The organism is Cellulosimicrobium funkei (genome assembly GCF_001019615.1).
Classification (GTDB): domain Bacteria; phylum Actinomycetota; class Actinomycetes; order Actinomycetales; family Cellulomonadaceae; genus Cellulosimicrobium; species Cellulosimicrobium cellulans_E.
This window is the reverse complement of sequence record NZ_JNBQ01000003.1, coordinates 1-16,059: the sequence shown is the minus strand read 5'-3', so window position 1 is coordinate 16,059 and position 16,059 is coordinate 1. Positions and strand designations below refer to the sequence as shown.

Genomic DNA, 16,059 nt, shown 5'->3' with positions numbered 1-16,059 from the left:
TCGCCGCCTCCCCCGGCGCCCGGGGGAGGCGCCCCGGCCCGTGCCGGTCACACCGCGAAGAGCGTGGTGAGCCGCGGGAGGCGACGCGCGTTCTCCTCGTCGTTGTCGAAGTCCCACTGCTCGCCGGCGGGCTCGGCGAGGGCGTGGCCCGACGACGTCCGCTCCCGGGCCGCGTAGTACGCCTCGTCGTCCTCGCCGGTTGCGCGGGACCACGCGTCCCCCACGAGCGAGTCCAGCGACTCGAACCCCAACCAGGGCGACCCGCCGTCGGCCATCGCGGCGACGACGGGGTGGTCGGCGAGGGAGTCCGGGTCGGCGACCGCACGCTCGAACGACGCACGACCCGCGAGGACGAGCCCGTCGCGGAAGTCCATGAAGCCGTCGTCGCTGCACCCGCCTTCGACGAGGTACGCCGCTCCCCACACCGGCCACGCGTAGGCGTCGCGCGCCACGGCACCGGCGACGTCGGCGAACGCGAGGATCTCGTCCGGGCTCAGCCGCTCGACGAGCAGGTCGGTCAGGACGCCGGGCAGCGGGTCGTCCTCGGCGCCGCGGTCGTCCGCACCCGCGCCCGCCCGGTCACGCGCGGCGTCGACGATCTCCCAGAAGGTCTCTCGATCCATGGCCGGACGGTACGGCCGGTCACCCACAGACGCTGGTCCCCGGTGGCGCCGGTGGTCCGGACCTGGGTCTACGAGACCGTGCGGTCCCTGGTGCGGCGGACCCAGCGGCGCTGCCACGGCGTCTCGACCGCGCGGGGCCGGTAGTGCGCGCGGACCCAGGCGACGGCGTCGTCGGGACGGACGCCGCCCCAGACCGCGAGGAGCGCGAGCGCCGTGCCGGTGCGGCCGGTCCCACCCCCGCAGGCGACCTCCACGCGCTCGTCGGCCGCCCGCTCGTACGCCTCGCGCAGCACCGCGACGGCGTCCGGCGTGGACCGCGGCAGCGCGAAGTCCGGCCACCGGACCCAGCGCGACTCCCAGGGCTGCGACGGCGGCCGCCTTCCGGTGAGGTAGACGCCGAGCTCCGGCTCGTCGCCCGGCCCGGGCGTCCCCGAGCGCAGCCCGCGACCCCGCACGCGCCGCCCGTCGGGCAGCTCGACGACGCCGTCGCCCCGCTCCCACGAACCCATGTGCCCCTCCTCGCCGACGAGGGTGCCCACCGACGCGAGGACCCCTTCTGGTACGGCCCGATCACGGCCTCGATCCCGGGCCACCGCTCTCGGAGACCGTAGCCGAGCGGGACGAGAGTGGTGCTCCCGACGCGAGCCGGCCGCCGGTCATGCCCCAGCGTGCCGGGCGAGGATCGCGTGCGCGTCGGTGCCCCGTGGCAGGACGCCGTAGCCGTGCCCTCGGTCCTCCCCGAGGCGCGCCGCGACGAACGCGTCCGCGGTGGCCGACGGCGCGTGCCGCACCACGAGCGACGCCTGGAGCGCGAGCGCGAGCGACTCCACGACCCGGCGGGCCTGCGCCTGCTGCGCCCCGGCGTCGGCCCCCGCGACCTCCGCGAGCAGGCGACGCGTGCGCTCGACGTGCGCGTCGAGGAGGGGGTGCGCGCCCGCCGTCGTGCCCAGCTCGGCCTCGAACGCGGCGACCGACTCCGGCTCGCGGCCCATGGCGCGCAGCACGTCGAGCGCGATGACGTTGCCCGACCCCTCCCAGATCGCCATGACCGGCTGCTCGCGGTAGCGGCGCGCAAGAGGGAACGCCTCGGTGTACCCGTTGCCGCCGAGGCACTCCATCGCCTCGTACGCGTGGTGCGGGCCGCGCTTGCACACCCAGTACTTGCTCACGGCCGTCGCGAGGCGGCGGAACGCGCGGTCGTGCTCGGACTCGCCGTCGTGCGCGGCGGCGAGGCGCACCGAGGTGAGGGTCGCGGCCTCGGACTCGAGCGCGAGGTCGGCGAGGACCGCGGTCATGGCGGGCTGGTCCACGAGCGCCGCGCCGAACGCGCTGCGGTGCCGCGCGTGCCACAGGGCCTCGGTGACCGCCTGGCGCATGCCCGCGGCCGAGCCGTGCACGCAGTCGAGCCGGGTGCGCGACACCATCTCGATGATCGTCCGCACGCCGCGCCCGGGCTCCCCGACGAGGAACCCGACCGTGCCGTCGAGCTCGATCTCCGACGACGCGTTCGACCGGTTGCCGAGCTTCTCCTTGAGGCGCTGGATGCGGAAGACGTTGCGCGTGCCGACCTCCAGGACGCGCGGCACGAGGAAGCACGACGGCGCGGCGTCGCCGCCGCGCGCGGTCTCACCCGGGACCTGGGCGAGCACGAGGAACGCGTCCGACATCGGCGCCGAGCAGAACCACTTGTGCCCCGTGAGCAGGTACGCGCCGTCCGCCCCGGCGGGCACGGCCGTCGTCGCGTTCGCGCGCACGTCCGAGCCGCCCTGCTTCTCCGTCATCGCCATGCCGACGAGCGCGCCGGGCTTGCTCGCCAGGGCCGCGAGGGCGCCGTCGTACCCGCGGGACAGCAGGCGCGGCTCCCACACCGCGGCGAGCCCCGGCGCGTGACGCAGCGACGGCACCGCCGCGTGCGTCATGGAGACCGGGCACGCGTGACCCGGCTCGACCTGCGCGAACAGCGAGAACACCGCCCCCCGCACGACGTTCGCCCCCGGCCCGGGCTCCGCCCACGCGCTGGTGTGCGCGCCGTGCGCGACGGCCGCCCCGATCACCTCGTGGTACGCCGGGTGGTACTCGACCTCGTCGACGCGGTTCCCGCGGCGGTCGTGCGTGCGCAGCACGGGCTCGTGGACGTTCGCGAGCTCGGCCGCGCGCTGGAAGTCGCCCGACCCGACGAGCGCGCCGACCGCGACGAGCCGCTCCTCCCCCCACGCGCCGCCGTAGGCGTGCACAGCCTCGCGCAGCACGGGGTGGTCGAGGTACTCGTTGACCCCCTCGCGCTCGGGCGGCTGGTTCGTCACCCGGTGGGTGACGTGGGGCGCGGGGTGCGACGCCGTCGCGGCCGGGTGCGAGACGGTGACCGCGGCAGGGGCCGAGGCGGGCGTGGTGGTGTCGGTCGGGGTCACGGTGTCCTCCTGCGGCTCTGCGGGTGGTTCGGGGCCGCGATGCGGCGGTGGTGCGGATGGGGTCCGGGAGCTCGGGTCGGTCCGGACGCGGTCAGGTCGACTCGTGCGCGGCGGCCAGGGCGCCGACGGCGCCCAGGCAGAAACGCAGGATCGTCGCGACGACGGCGTCCCGCGCCGCGGACGGGACCGTGCCCTCGGGGGTGGTCGGGCCGCCCGCGAGCGGGGAGAGCGGACCGGTGAGCGACTCGCCGATCGCGCCGACGAGGGCGGTCGCGACGACCGCCACGTCCTGGGTGGGGATCTCCCCGGCGTCGACGCCGGCGCGCACGACGTCTGCGAACGTCTCCGCGTACGCGCGCCGGTACTCCAGGCGCGCGGCGTCCACGGCCGGGTCGACCGGCTCGAGCAGCAGCGCCCACGCGAGCGTCGGGCCGCGTAGCGCGCGCCGCGCGAAGGTGTCGACGGCGCGGCCGAGGCGCGCGACGGTCGTCCCGCCGGGCGGGTCGTCCGCACGCGCCGACGCGGCGGCCCGCACGGCGTCGAGCTCGACGTCGGCCGCCTGCCGGAACACCGCGACGAGCAGGTCGGCCTTGGTGGGGAAGTACGAGTAGACGCCGCCCGTGCTCACCCCGGCGCGCGCGGCGAGCGCCTGCACGCTCGCTCCGGCGAACCCGTGCGCGGCGACGATCGTGCGCGCCGCGTCGAGCAGCGCCTCACGCTTGCGCTCGCGGGCGGCCCGCGTGGCCGGCGTCTCGCGGTAGGGCACGGTTCCTCCGTCGTCGTCGAGGGTGCGCCGCCCCGTCGCGGCTTCCCACCAAGAATTGAACCATGGTTCAATTCATCACGGTACCGGCTCCGGCCGGGCCGCCGAGACGGCGTCGAGGACGACGCCGGGCAGGACGTCGAGGAGGACGACATGCACCTGGGCAGCATGCTGGAGAGCACGGCACGCAAGGTCCCCGCCAAGGAGGCGCTCGTGCTGGGCGAGCGCCGGCTCACCTACGCCGAGCTGGACGACGCCGCACGCCGCGCCGCCGCGGTGTTCCGCGACGCCGGGGTGCGCCCCGGCGACCGCGTCACCGTGATGACGTTCAACACCCCCGGCTTCGTCGTCGCGGCGTTCGGCCTGTGGCGTGCGGGCGCCGTGCTCGTGCCCGTCAACCACAAGCTCCAGGCGCCGGAGGTCGCGCGGCTCGTCGCGCACAGCGGCGCGGTGCTGGGCGTCGCGGACGCGAGCCTGGCCCCGGTCGTGACCGCCGCCGCGCCCGCGGTGCGCTGGCTGTGGACGGAGACGGACGCCGTCGGTCAGGACGCGGCAGGCGTGGAGGGGACGCCGGGGCACGACGACTTCGACGCGCTCGTCGTGGCCGCCGCGCCGTGGGACGGCGTCCCGCCCGACCAGGACACCATCGCGCAGGTGCTCTACACGTCCGGCACGACGGCGGCCCCCAAGGGCTGCGAGCACACCCACCGCGGGCTGACCTCGGTCGCGGCGTACACGACCGCCGCCGTCGGGCTGCGCGCCGACGACCGCTTCCTGCTCGCGATGCCGATCTGGCACGCGTCGCCGCTCAACAACTGGTTCCTGTCGATGGTGTTCCTGGGCGGGACAACGGTGCTGCTGCGCGAGTACCACCCGATCGAGATGCTCCGGACGGTCGCGACCGAGCGCACGACGGCGTTCTTCGGCGCCCCGATCGCGTACGTCGCGCCGCTCCAGGTCGCGGCCGCGCAGGGGATCGACCTGTCGGCGTTCGACCTGTCGAGCGCGCGACTGTGGCTCGCCGGCGGCGCGCCCGTCGGCGCCGACACCGTGCGGGCGATCCGCGCCGCCTACCCGGGCGAGCTGCACCAGGTGTACGGCATGAGCGAGATGGGGCCGGTCGGCACCGCGCTCGGCCCGGCCGACCAGGAGCGCAAGGCGGGCTCGATCGGGCACGCGGGCATGCCGGGCGTCGACGTGCGGGTCGTGGACCTCGACGGGAACGACGTCGGCCCGGGCGGGACCGGGGAGATCTGGCTGCGGTCGGACACCCGGATGGTCGGCTACCTCGACGACCCGGAGGCGACCGAGGCCGTGCTCGTGGGCGACTGGTACCGCACAGGCGACGTCGTGCGCGTCGACGAGGACGGCTACCTGTTCATCGTCGACCGGCTCAAGGACGTCATCATCACGGGCGGCGAGAACGTCTACTCCCAGGAGGTGGAGGAGGCGCTGCGCGGCTCCCCGGAGGTCGCGGACGTCGCCGTCGTCGGGCGGCCGCACGCCGACTGGGGCGAGACCGTCGTCGCGTTCGTCGTGCCGGCCCCGGGCGCCGAGCCCTCGCTCGACTCGCTGCGCGCGTTCCTCGCCGACCGCCTCGCGCGCTACAAGGTGCCGCGCGACGTCGTGCTCGTCACCGAGCTCCCCCGCAACCCGTCGGGCAAGCTCACCAAGCACGTGCTGCGCTCGCGGGTCCGCGAGAGCGCCGCCGTCTGACCATCGCCCGTCCCTGACCCCGACCGCGACGCCGGGGTCAGGGACGCGCGTGCTCGAAGATCACGGTCGTGCTGGTCCCCGCGACCTCGGGCCGGACGCTGAGCGTCTTGGAGACCAGGTCGCGCAGGGCGTCGGAGTCGGCGACGGCGACGTGCAGGAGGAAGTCGCGGTCGCCCGTGACGAAGAAGACGCCCTCGACGTCCGGCAGGGTGAGCAGGTAGTCGCGGAACGCCTCGAGGCCCTTGCGCGCGCCCGCCTGGAGCCGGATCGCGATGAGCGCCTCGAGCCCGCGGCCGAGCGCGGCCGGGTCGACGTCGGCCCGGAAGCCGCGGATCACGCCGCGCTCCACGAGGGCGCGCACGCGCGCGTGGCACGTCGACGCGGCGATGCCGACGCGGGCGGCGATCGCCGCGTTCGTCGCGCGCGCGTCGGTCGCGAGGACGTCGAGGATGCGGCGGTCCACGTCGTCCAGGACGGCGGGTCGAAGATCCTTCGGCACGGGGAGCCTCCTGAGGTGGTTCGGCGAAGGTCAGGTCGGTCGCCGCGTGTCGCTACGACGATCCTTCGGCACATCTTGCCGCACACCGAAGGATCCACCACGCTGGAGGCGTTGCGACACCATCCCGTCGCACACCAGCCACGCGCCCGCCTCGCCACCCGCGAGGCGGGCGTCGGTCGAAGGAGCCCGGCGTGAGCACGACCCCCCGTTCCCGTCCCCGCACCCGCGACGCACGGTCCGCGTCGCCCGGCCGAGCGCCCCGCACGGCGGTCGTCGTCGGCGCCGGCATGGTGGGCCTCGCCACCGCCTGGCACCTCCAGGAGCAGGGCGTCGAGGTCACCGTCGTCGACCGCGAGGGCGTCGCCGCGGGGTCCTCGTGGGGCAACGCCGGGTGGCTCACCCCCGGCATGGCGATGCCGCTGGCGGACCCGTCCCTCTGGACGTACGGCCCGCGCGCCCTCCTCGACCCCGCCGCACCCCTGCACGTGCCGCTGCGGTTCGACCCGCGCCTGTGGACGTTCTTCGCGCGCTTCATGGCGCACGCGACGCAGCGTCGCTGGGACCACGCGATGGCGGCCCTCACCCCCATCGACCGCGTCGCGCTCGACGCGTTCGACGAGCTCGCCGCCGGCGGGAGCCTCGGGCACGGCGTCGAGGCCGGCACCACGCCCGGGCCGTTCACCGTCGCGTTCGAGCACGTGCGCGAGGCGCGGCCGTTCCTCCGCGAGCTCGAGCACGTCGCCGCCGCCGGCCAGACCGTGCCCGTCCGGCGCGTCGAGGCCGGCGAGCGCGCCCACCAGCTCACCGACAGCGTCTCGACCGTCTACGCCCTCGAGGGCCAGCGCTTCCTCGAGCCGGGACCGTTCGTCCACGCCCTCGCCGACTCCGTGCGCGCCCGCGGCGGGCGGATCCTCACCGGGCTCGAGGTGCTCGACGTCGAGCCCGGCCGCCTCGGCGCGTGCGTCTTCGCGCGCGCCGTGCACCCCGACGCCGCCGCACACCCGGCGCTCGTGGGCGCGGCCAGGGCGGGGGACGCCGTCGGGCAGGACGCCGAGGCGCCCCGCCGGGCCGGGTCCCCCGCCGAGCGTGAGGAGGGGGTCGTGCTGCGCGGCGACGCCGTCGTGCTCGCGACCGGCGCGTGGCTGCCGACGCTCGCCGCGCCGCTCGGCGTGCGCACGCGCGTCCAGGCCGGACGCGGCTACTCGTTCACCGTGAAGACCGACGAGCCCGTCGAGACGCCGATCTACCTGCCCGCGCGCCGCGTCGCGTGCACGCCGTACCAGGGGCGGTTCCGCATCGCGGGGACCATGGAGTTCCGCGGTCCGGACGAGCCGCTCCAGCCGCGCCGCATCGAGGCGATCCTCGCGTCCGTGCGGCACCTGTTCCAGGGCGTCGACCTCGACGACCGGCACGACGAGTGGGTCGGGTCGCGCCCCGTCACGCCCGACGGTCTGCCGCTCGTCGGCGCGACCCGCACCCCTGGCGTCTACGTCGCGGGCGGCCACGGCATGTGGGGCATGGTGCTCGGGCCCGCCACCGGCCGGGCGCTCTCCCACCTCGTGACGACCGGCGAGACCCCCGACGAGATCCGCGCGTTCGACCCGCTGCGCTGATCCCGGCGGCAGGCGCCCTCGGACGGCTCCCGGGTCGCCTCCGCCGCGCCCGGCCGAGCCCAGCCGAAAGACCCTGTCGAACGGGGGCACCGCGTCCTAGCGTGGTCGTCATGAGCGTGCGAGAGCAGCACCGGACGGCACTGCGCGCCCTCGACGGCGACCCGGCCGCGGTGCGGGCGTACCTCACCGCGGGTTCCGGACTCCCGGGGCCCCGGGCGAACCTCGAGCTCCTGGGGGCGTTCGCCGACGTCGCCCCCGCCGACCTCGTGCGCGCCCTCGCCGAGGAGCCCGACGAGTACCTCCGCTGCTGCGGCACCTGCGGGCTGGGCCGGCTCGTCGTCCAGGCCTCCGCCGACGCACGCGCGGCGCCGACCGACCGGCTGCGTGCCCGCGCGTCGGACGGGTCGTGGCGCGTCCGCGAGGCCGCCGCGATGGCGCTCCAGCGGATCGGCGACGCCGAGCCTGCCACGCTCCGCGCGCTCGTCGCGTCGTGGGTCGCCGACCCCGACCCGCTGGTCCGCCGCGCCGCCGTCGCCGGGATCTGCGAGCCGCGCCTCCTCCGCGACCCGGCAACCGCTGCCGCCGCCCTGGACGCGTGCGCGGCCGCGACCGCCTCGCTCGGCGCGCTCCCCACCGACGCGCGTCGCGACCCCGAGGTGCGCACGCTGCGCCTGGCCCTCGGGTACTGCTGGAGCGTCGCCGTCGTCGGGGACCCAGCCACCGGTGTGCCGCGGTTCGCGGCGCTGCGCGGGTCGTCGGACCCGGACGTGGCGTGGGTCGTCCGCGAGAACGAGAAGAAGGCGCGCCTGCGCCGCGTGCTCGACCGCCCGGCCTGACCGGGCGCCGGGAGCCGCCCCGGCGCCGGCACAGAGGTTGTGCCGAGAGGTCTTGCGTCGCGCCGCGGGGACCTATATGTTTAACGGAAATACTAATCCGCGACGAAGGAGTCCGATGACCAGCACGACCGAGCCGACGACGACGAGGATGGCCGAGCTGGCCGCCACGGACGAGGACCTCCGGAGCCTGCTCTCCGGCGGCTGGCTGCGCTACCGCACGTCGCCGGCGCTCCAGGAGCTGACCCGGGACGCACACGCGACGTGCGCCCGGATCGGGAGCGTGTACTTCGAGGACGTCGACGAGGCGCGCCGCCTCTTCCACCAGCTCGTCCCCGGCGCCGAGGACGGGATCGACTTCCGCCCGCCGCTGACGATCGACTACGGCGACCGTCTGCTGATCGGCGCGCGGACGTTCATCAACGCCGACTTCATGGTCATCGGCGGAGGCCTCGTCACGATCGGTCCCGACTGCCTCATCGGGCCGCGCTGCTCGATCTACACGCCGAACCACGCCGAGGACGTCGTCCGCCGCCGCGAGGGATGGGAGCGGCCCGAGCCCGTCACGATCGGGAGCAACGTGTGGATCGGCGGCTCGGTGACGATCACGCCCGGCGTGACGATCGGCGACGACAGCATCATCGGCGCGGGGTCCGTGGTCACGCGGGACGTGCCCGCGGGCGTCGTCGCGGTGGGGAACCCGTGCCGACCCGTCCGCGCGATCACGACCGCCCCCGAGGACACCACCGCCCGCTGAAGCCACCCGCGCGCCGGGGCGACGACGCCCCGGGGCGCTCGACGACACGTTCACCCGAACAGCCGGCACCGGTGCCGGCGGAGAGCAGGACTCATGCAGTGTGCAGAGTGCGGAACCACCTCCCGCGACGGACGGGTCGCGACGGCCGTGTGCAGCGAGTGCGGCGCAGCCACGTGCGCGGAGCACACCCGAGAGGTGCGGATCCAGATCCCCTCCAGCTCCGTGGGGAACCCCGTGGTGCGGACGGCGCGACGGCTGCGGTGCAGCGAGTGCACGCGACTCGCGGAGCCGCTGGAGCAGGTCCGGCGGTAGCACCCACCGCGGCCCGCACCGGCAGCGACGGGGCAGGGGACCCCACGGGTGTGCGTGCACGCCCGCCTACGCTGGCGCGCATGGACCTCGCACGCTCGATCCCGCTGTTCGTGCTCGCCGCGCTGCTGGAGATCGGCGGGGCATGGCTCGTGTGGCAGGGGCTGCGCGAGCACCGGGGCTGGCTGTGGATCGGGGCGGGCGTCGTCGCGCTCGGGCTCTACGGCGTCGTCGCGACGCTCCAGCCCGACGCCAGCTTCGGCCGCATCCTCGCCGCCTACGGCGGGGTCTTCGTCGCCGGGTCGCTCGCGTGGGGCATGGTCGTGGACGGCTTCCGGCCGGACCGCTGGGACGTCGTCGGCGCGCTGCTCTGCCTCGCCGGCGTCGCCGTCATCATGTACGCACCGCGCCCGGAGTAGCCGGTCAGCGGGCGACGGCGGCCGGTGCGGACGCGACGGACCGTGCCGGGTGGCGGTCCTCGGGGCGCTGGGCGAACGGGCGGATGCGCTCGAGGTAGTCGGCGATGGCGTCGCGGTTCTTCTCGAGGATGCGGATGCGGTCCTCCAGGCGGCCGAGCTCCGTCTCGAGGAGCTCGATCTTGTCCGGGTACGCGTTGTGCAGGTGGATCTCGGGAGCGTTGCCGAGGCAGGGCAGGAACTCCTTGATGATCTTGGTCGTGAAGCCGACCTCGAGGAGGCCGCGGATCTGGAGCACGCGGTCGACCAGGTGCTCGCCGTACTCGCGGTAGCCGTTCTCGGCCCGCTCGGGCGTGAACAGCCCCTGCTCCTCGTAGTACCGCAGGAGCCGCGTGGGGGTCCCGGTGCGCCGGGACAGCTCGCCGATCCGCACGTGATCCACCTCACCTGGTCGTCGCGCTTGACCTTCACATCAATGTCAGACATCGATGCTAACCCCATGTCCACGACGAGCACACCCACCACCGCCACCGTCCCGGACCCCGGCACCGCGTCGGCCGGCGCCCCTCGCCCCGCCTCCGGCGCCCGCAGCCCGGGCGCGCTGCCGGTCGGCGCGCTCCTCGCGCTCGCGGCGTCGGGGTTCCTCACCCTGCTCACGGAGATCCTCCCCGCGGGCGTGCTGCCCGCCATGGCCGCCGACCTCGGCGTCGGAGCCGGCGCCGCCGGGCAGACCGTCACGGCGTTCGCGGTCGGCGCGATCGTCGCCGCGATCCCCCTCACGCGCGCCACGGCGCGGTGGGACCGCCGCACCCTGCTGCTCGTGACGGTCGCCGGGTTCGTCGTCGCGAACACCGTCACCGCGGTCTCGTCGTCGTTCGCGCTGACGCTCGTCGCGCGCTTCGCCGCCGGGCTCGTGGCCGGGCTCACGTGGGCGCTCCTGCCCGGGTACGTGCGCCGGATCGTGCCCGCCGACCGCGTCGGGCGGGCCATGACGATCGCCATGGCCGGCGGCCCGCTCGCCCTCACGCTCGGGGTGCCCGCGGGTGCGGTGCTCGGCGCAGCCGTCGGGTGGCGGTGGACGTTCGGCGTCCTCTCGCTCGTCGGCCTCGGCCTGCTCGCCTGGGTACGGCTCGGCGTCCCCGCCGCCGCGGGCACCCCGCGCGGCGCCCAGCTCCCGATCCGCGCCGTGCTCCCCCGTCCCGGGCTGCGGCCCGTGCTCCTCGTGACCGGACTCAACGTGCTCGCCAACACGTCGCTGTACACGTACGTCGCGATCCACCTCGCTCACCTCGGCCAGGGTTCGCGGACCAGCGCGCTGCTGCTCGTCCTCGGCGCGGCGTCGGCGGGCGCGCTCGTCCTCGTCGGGGCGCTCATCGACCACCGGCTGCGTGCGCTCACCCTCGGGTCCGTCGTCGTGTTCGCTCTCGCGATGCTCGTCCTCGGCCTCGCGCCGACGTCGACGGTGATCGTCGTGCTCGCCGTCGCCGCGTGGGGTGCCGCGTTCGGCGGGGCCGGCACCCTCTACACGACCGCCGCCGCCCGGGCCGCGGGCGACGGCGCCGACGTCGCGCAGTCCGCGCTCGTCACCGTCTGGAACACGTCCGTCGCGCTCGGCGGCGCGGTGGGCGGGGCGGCGCTCGCCGTCGCCGGACCGGCCGGGCTGCCGTGGGTCTCGCTCGCCCTCATGGTCCCGGTCCTGGCGACCATCGTCGCGGGCCGGCGCCACTCCTTCCGCTGACCCGCTCCTCCGCGGCGTGGCGCGGGCTTCCCGCCCGGCGGGGTCTCTGCCAGGATCGGCGCGTGGCCATCGACGCCCCGACCGGCAGGGGGCCGACGCACGACGTCGGAGCCGGAGACCTCGAGCCCACCCTTCCCGGACTCGGTCCGGAGCCGACGCGCGAGGAGTACGCGAGCTGGTCCCGCCGGGTCGTCGCGTCGCTGCTCGACACGGCGATCGTCGCGACGGTGCTGTTCCTCGCGGTCGGGCCCGCCTACGAGGTGGCCTGGCTCCCGGCGATCAGCTTCGGCGTGACCACGAGCACCGTGGTCCCTGGCGGCACATGGTGGGCTCTCGGCACCGCGGCCGCGCTCTTCGCCCTCCAGGGCTGGACCGGGGCGACGCCCGGCAAGCGGACGGTGGGGATCGTCGTCGTGCACGACACGACCGGGCGGCCCGCCGGGCTGATCCGCACCGTCCTGCGCCACCTGGCCCACCTCCTCGACGCGATCCTGTACATCGGCTTCCTCCGCCCGCTCTGGCACGCGCAGCGCCGGACGTTCGCCGACTCGGTGTGCAGCACGGTCGTGCTGCGCCGGGTCCGCCCGCCAGTGCCGTTCCTCGGCCTGGGGACCGGCACCGGGGGCCCGACGCCGTCGCGCACCGTCACCGCCGCGGCGACGATCCTCTCGGTGGGGAGCGCCGTCTTCGTCCTCGGCCCTGCCACGTACACCGGCGGCGACGTATGGACGGCGACGTGCACACCGGAGGTGTCGGACGAGTCCCCCCTGACCGTCGGCGACGTGCAGGTCGTCAACTGGTCGATGCCGGGCACCGAGAGCCGGTGGGGCGTGACCCGGACGAGCCCGCTCCCCGACGAGGCCGGAGACGAGGGGGGCCTCGACGCGTCGTTCGCGGTCGACCTCGACCTGGACGCCATGCCCGACGGACCGTTGGACGCCGCCCTCGTCCTGCGCCTCGAGACGTGGCAGGGCGAGCCTCTGGGCGAGTTCCGGTCGCCGTTCCGGGTCGAGCAGCGCGCGGACGGCGGCAGCGAGTGGGAAGTCGTCCCGCCCACGGCCGCCGGCGCAGGGCTGTACACGGTCCACGTCCCCTTGGCGACGGTCGCAGCGCTCCCGACGGCATGGAACTGGGAGGCGTCCGTCGTCGTCGAGGGCGAGACGGTCGCCTCGTGCGGAGGCCGCGGCTCCACCTGACCGTCGTCCTGGGCGCGGCGAGCACGACGTCACGCGGCGTCGAGCACGAGGTTGCTGGCGTCATGGGCCCGAAAACGGCAGCAACCTCGTGCTCGGCCCGGGCGGGCGTCTCACGGGGCGGCGGATCGGCTGCAACACGACCGAAACGCCTCGGACGACCGGGGGAAACGTCGCGGTCGCACGATGGAGGTGCGCCGGGCCACGAGCCCGGCGCACCAGCATCCGTCCCGACCCGCGGCCGCCCTCGCGGCCGCCCCCGAGGAGGCTCCCGTGCCGGACAACCGCCCGCTCTTCTCCGCCCCGTCGACCACGACGTCCACCGCGCCGTCCACCGCGACGGCGGCCACGCGCCGCCCGGCCGACCACAGCGCGACCCTGGACCTCGGCTCCCGCGACGAGCCGCGGCGTCGGGCGAACCCCGGCGACGAGCTGACCGTGGACCCTGCCGACCGTCGCCGCCGCGCCCGTGCGGCGCTGCTGGACCTGCGTCGGGACGTCATCCGCCGCAGCGCCACCGGGTGGTGAGGCGCGCGTCGTCGCGGTGAGGCACCCGCGGGTTGTCCGCACAACCCCCGCGCGACGACGTGTGCCGTTCACCAGGTCGTCCTCGCCGCGCCTCCGGCGCGTCGACCCTGTCGGGAACGCTCAGGCGGTCACCCGACGAAAGGACGACCATGCGACCACGCAACGGAGCTGCGATCGCGATCGCGAGCTGTCTCGCGGCGATGCTCCTGCCGACGCTCCCGGCCACGGCCGGGACGGAACCCGACCCCGCGCAGGGCACGGAGGAGGCCGGGGTCACGGTCCTCGCCCGCGAGGACTTCGACTCCCTGGCCCCCTCTCTGCGCCCGCGCGTCGACGAGACCCACGTGCCGGCCGGCCTGCTCGGCTGGACACCCGACGCCCCGACGGGATGGACGGTCACGAACGACCCGTCCATGGCCGGCAAGGGCAAGGCCGAGTGGCGCGGCTGGACCTTCGCCACCCCGGAGTTCTGGGCGGCCGCGCAGCCCGGGCAGGGCCGTGAGCAGTTCACCAAGGCCTCCGGCGTGCTCGCCGTCGCCGACGACGACGAGTGGGACGACGGCAACTCCCCCGGCGAGCAGCTCTTCGCCAGCACGCTCACGTCCCCGGGCATCGCCGTGACCGGGGGCTCGACCGTGCACGTGAGCTTCGACTCGAGCTACCGCCAGACGGGGCCGCAGGTCGCCGCGCTCGAGGTGTCGTTCGACGGCGCCGCCCCGCAGCGCCTGTTCGAGTACTCGACGGCCGTGCTCGGCGACCAGGTGTACCTGCAGGACCGCACGCTCACCCAGCCGGTCGCGGTCCCCGCCGGCGCGACGACCATGCGGCTCTCGTGGGTCGTGGAGAAGGCGACGAACGACTGGTACTGGGCCATCGACGACGTCGCCGTCACCGACACCCCGCTCCCGGGCGCCGAGTCGCCCCTGCCGCCGCCCCCGCTCGGCCCGGCGGACGTCCCGGACGGGATCAGCGACCGCAAGGTCCTGTTCATCGACTTCGACGGCGTCCGGCTCGACAAGCTGCGCGAGTACGACACCCCGAACCTCGACGCGCTCGCCGCGCGCGGCCAGCTCGGCGTGTCCTACCTGCAGGACAACCTGCTGGGGCCGACGGTCTCCGGCCACGGCCACGCGAACCTGCTCACCGGCGTCTGGGTGGACAAGCACCGCTCGCCGGACAACAACTTCACCGACCCGAACTTCGACGAGTACCCCGACGTCCTCACCCGCCTGGAACAGGTGGACCCCGGGTTCTCCACCTTCTCGACCGCCGACTGGGTCCCGGTCAACCAGCACCTCATCCAGTCGGCGGACGTGGAGATCACGCAGCGCGGCCCCTCCGCGGCGGCGACGGACCAGCAGAGCGTGGACGACGCCGTCGAGGTGCTCTCGACGCGCGACCCCGACGCGATGGTCGTCTACCTCCACGACGGCGACGCGACCGGGCACGCGTACACGGCCGAGTCGCCGCAGTACAGGACGACGATCGAGCGGCTCGACCGGCAGGTCGGCGAGCTCGTCGCGGCCGTCGAGGCGCGCGAGACGTATGCCGCGGAGGACTGGCTGGTCGTCGCCTCCACCGACCACGGCTTCACCGGGTACGGGCACGGCGGCGACCAGCACCTCACGCGCAAGATCTGGATCCTCGCCGCGGGAGGGGACGTCCCGGTCACGGGCACCGCGCCGCGCGAGTGGCGCCAGGTCGACGTCGTGCCGACGATCCTGCGCCACCTCGGCGTGGCGATCGACCCGGCCTGGGGGCTCGACGGCGTCCCGATCGGCACGCCGTCGACCGACCCGTTCGACACCGTCGCACCGTCCTTCCAGGGCGTCGTGGACGAGCCGGCCAAGCCGCAGGACACGGCCGGCTGGACCAAGGAGACCCCCGCCGGCTGGACGATCGACGAGCGCACCGAGGGCGGCGTGACCGAGTACCGCGGGTGGTCGTTCATGACCGGCGAGTTCTGGACCACGAGCGAGGAGGGACAGGGCCGCGGCTCGTTCGTCCGCGGCCGGGACGTGATCGCCGTGGCCGACCCCGACGAGTGGAACGACAAGGGAAACCCCGTGGGCGCGGGGAAGCGGTTCGACTCCACGCTCTGGTCGCCGTGGCAGGACGTCGCCGCCGGCGGCGCTGTGGACCTCACGTTCACGCACCACTACCGCCAGGTCGCCACGGGCGAGCCGCAGCGCGCCGAGGTCGTCGCCGAGTACGACGACGGCACGCAGCAGGTGCTGTGGAGCCGGGACGCCGCCCAGGGCGCCGCGCTCGAGACCAGCCAGGAGGTCGCGCTCTCGACAACGGCCCCCGCGTCGGGCGCGCGGCAGGTGCGGATCGGCTGGCGCCTGCACGACGGCGGGAACAACGGCTACTGGGCCGTCGACGCGCCCGAGGTCCGGGCGGATGCCCCCGAGCTCCCCGTGGTCGACCTGGCCGTGGAGGCGGCGCCGCGCTGCCTCGCGGGCAAGGTCTACGTCGCCGTGCGGGCGGTGAACGCGGGCGACGTTCCGGTGGACGTCACGCTGGCCACCCCGTTCGGCACCCGACGCGTCGAGGACGTCGCGCCCGGCTCCACCCCGCGACGGCGCGCGTCCCGAAGTCCGTCGCGAGCTCGACGTCGAGCACGTCGTCCGAGACGTTCTCGGCCCGGTACGGCGACGTAC

At 75.3% G+C, this 16,059-nt stretch carries 15 protein-coding genes; 9 read left to right on the top strand and 6 right to left on the bottom strand.

Features of this window, described 5'->3' with window-relative positions; all coding sequences use genetic code 11:
• Positions 1 to 47 precede the first annotated feature (47 nt).
• From FB00_RS04520 to FB00_RS04505, 4 genes are all read right to left on the bottom strand, one after another.
• Positions 48 to 623: a DUF4240 domain-containing protein gene (locus FB00_RS04520; protein ID WP_047231717.1), complete on the bottom strand. Its 576-nt coding sequence runs from the start codon at positions 621 to 623 to the stop codon at positions 48 to 50.
• Positions 624 to 691: 68 nt separating this feature from the next.
• Positions 692 to 1,132, bottom strand: a complete 441-nt coding sequence (locus FB00_RS04515) for a protein-tyrosine phosphatase family protein (RefSeq protein ID WP_047231942.1) — start codon at positions 1,130 to 1,132, stop codon at positions 692 to 694.
• A 147-nt stretch (positions 1,133 to 1,279) separates the two neighbouring features.
• Positions 1,280 to 2,926, bottom strand: coding sequence for an acyl-CoA dehydrogenase family protein (locus FB00_RS04510; RefSeq protein WP_197088758.1), 1,647 nt, complete (start codon positions 2,924 to 2,926; stop codon positions 1,280 to 1,282).
• 196 nt (positions 2,927 to 3,122) lie between these two features.
• Positions 3,123 to 3,797: a TetR/AcrR family transcriptional regulator gene (locus FB00_RS04505; RefSeq protein ID WP_047231715.1), complete on the bottom strand. Its 675-nt coding sequence runs from the start codon at positions 3,795 to 3,797 to the stop codon at positions 3,123 to 3,125.
• 150 nt (positions 3,798 to 3,947) lie between these two features.
• On the opposite strand from FB00_RS04505, the gene FB00_RS04500 reads away from it, so the two are divergent.
• Complete coding sequence (locus FB00_RS04500; RefSeq protein WP_047231714.1) at positions 3,948 to 5,510, top strand: class I adenylate-forming enzyme family protein; 1,563 nt, start codon at positions 3,948 to 3,950, stop codon at positions 5,508 to 5,510.
• A 37-nt stretch (positions 5,511 to 5,547) separates the two neighbouring features.
• Here FB00_RS04500 and FB00_RS04495 read toward each other — a convergent pair whose 3' ends face one another.
• On the bottom strand, positions 5,548 to 6,009 hold the full coding sequence (locus FB00_RS04495; protein WP_047231713.1) for an Lrp/AsnC family transcriptional regulator: 462 nt from the start codon (positions 6,007 to 6,009) through the stop codon (positions 5,548 to 5,550).
• Between the two features lie 191 nt (positions 6,010 to 6,200).
• On the opposite strand from FB00_RS04495, the gene FB00_RS04490 reads away from it, so the two are divergent.
• The 4 genes from FB00_RS04490 (at position 6,201) to FB00_RS04470 (ending at position 9,940) form a co-directional block, all read left to right on the top strand.
• The gene (locus FB00_RS04490) at positions 6,201 to 7,622 is read left to right on the top strand and encodes an NAD(P)/FAD-dependent oxidoreductase (protein ID WP_269429991.1); all 1,422 of its coding nucleotides are present in this window, start codon (positions 6,201 to 6,203) and stop codon (positions 7,620 to 7,622) included.
• A gap of 110 nt (positions 7,623 to 7,732) precedes the next feature.
• Positions 7,733 to 8,458, top strand: coding sequence for a HEAT repeat domain-containing protein (locus tag FB00_RS04485; protein ID WP_047231940.1), 726 nt, complete (start codon positions 7,733 to 7,735; stop codon positions 8,456 to 8,458).
• Positions 8,459 to 8,573: 115 nt separating this feature from the next.
• Complete coding sequence (locus FB00_RS04480) at positions 8,574 to 9,212, top strand: sugar O-acetyltransferase (protein ID WP_047231712.1); 639 nt, start codon at positions 8,574 to 8,576, stop codon at positions 9,210 to 9,212.
• 392 nt (positions 9,213 to 9,604) lie between these two features.
• Entirely contained in the window at positions 9,605 to 9,940 is a 336-nt protein-coding gene (locus FB00_RS04470) for a YnfA family protein (protein WP_047231710.1), read from the top strand.
• A 4-nt stretch (positions 9,941 to 9,944) separates the two neighbouring features.
• Here the strand turns inward: FB00_RS04470 and FB00_RS04465 are convergent, their stop codons facing one another.
• Positions 9,945 to 10,370: a MerR family transcriptional regulator gene (locus FB00_RS04465; protein WP_047231709.1), complete on the bottom strand. Its 426-nt coding sequence runs from the start codon at positions 10,368 to 10,370 to the stop codon at positions 9,945 to 9,947.
• A gap of 66 nt (positions 10,371 to 10,436) precedes the next feature.
• On the opposite strand from FB00_RS04465, the gene FB00_RS04460 reads away from it, so the two are divergent.
• The 4 genes from FB00_RS04460 to FB00_RS20930 form a co-directional block, all read left to right on the top strand.
• The gene (locus FB00_RS04460; RefSeq protein WP_082140995.1) at positions 10,437 to 11,675 is read left to right on the top strand and encodes an MFS transporter; all 1,239 of its coding nucleotides are present in this window, start codon (positions 10,437 to 10,439) and stop codon (positions 11,673 to 11,675) included.
• Between the two features lie 62 nt (positions 11,676 to 11,737).
• On the top strand, positions 11,738 to 12,871 hold the full coding sequence (locus FB00_RS20935) for an RDD family protein (RefSeq protein ID WP_052877441.1): 1,134 nt from the start codon (positions 11,738 to 11,740) through the stop codon (positions 12,869 to 12,871).
• Between the two features lie 270 nt (positions 12,872 to 13,141).
• The gene (locus tag FB00_RS04450) at positions 13,142 to 13,396 is read left to right on the top strand and encodes a hypothetical protein (protein WP_156186299.1); all 255 of its coding nucleotides are present in this window, start codon (positions 13,142 to 13,144) and stop codon (positions 13,394 to 13,396) included.
• Positions 13,397 to 13,545: 149 nt separating this feature from the next.
• Positions 13,546 to 16,059, top strand: a 2,514-nt coding sequence (locus FB00_RS20930) for an alkaline phosphatase family protein (RefSeq protein ID WP_052877440.1), incomplete at its 3' end; no start/stop codon positions are given.

Excerpts from the sequence above, each read along its gene's own strand:
- FB00_RS04520 (WP_047231717.1), bottom strand. The coding sequence starts at position 623 with ATGGATCGAGAGACCTTCTGGGAGATCGTCGACGCCGCGCGTGACCGG.
- FB00_RS04460 (WP_082140995.1), top strand. The coding sequence starts at position 10,437 with ATGTCCACGACGAGCACACCCACCACCGCCACCGTCCCGGACCCCGGC.
- FB00_RS04470 (WP_047231710.1), top strand. The coding sequence starts at position 9,605 with ATGGACCTCGCACGCTCGATCCCGCTGTTCGTGCTCGCCGCGCTGCTG.
- FB00_RS04500 (WP_047231714.1), top strand. The coding sequence starts at position 3,948 with ATGCACCTGGGCAGCATGCTGGAGAGCACGGCACGCAAGGTCCCCGCC.
- FB00_RS04485 (WP_047231940.1), top strand. The coding sequence starts at position 7,733 with ATGAGCGTGCGAGAGCAGCACCGGACGGCACTGCGCGCCCTCGACGGC.
- FB00_RS04480 (WP_047231712.1), top strand. The coding sequence starts at position 8,574 with ATGACCAGCACGACCGAGCCGACGACGACGAGGATGGCCGAGCTGGCC.
- FB00_RS04515 (WP_047231942.1), bottom strand. The coding sequence starts at position 1,132 with ATGGGTTCGTGGGAGCGGGGCGACGGCGTCGTCGAGCTGCCCGACGGG.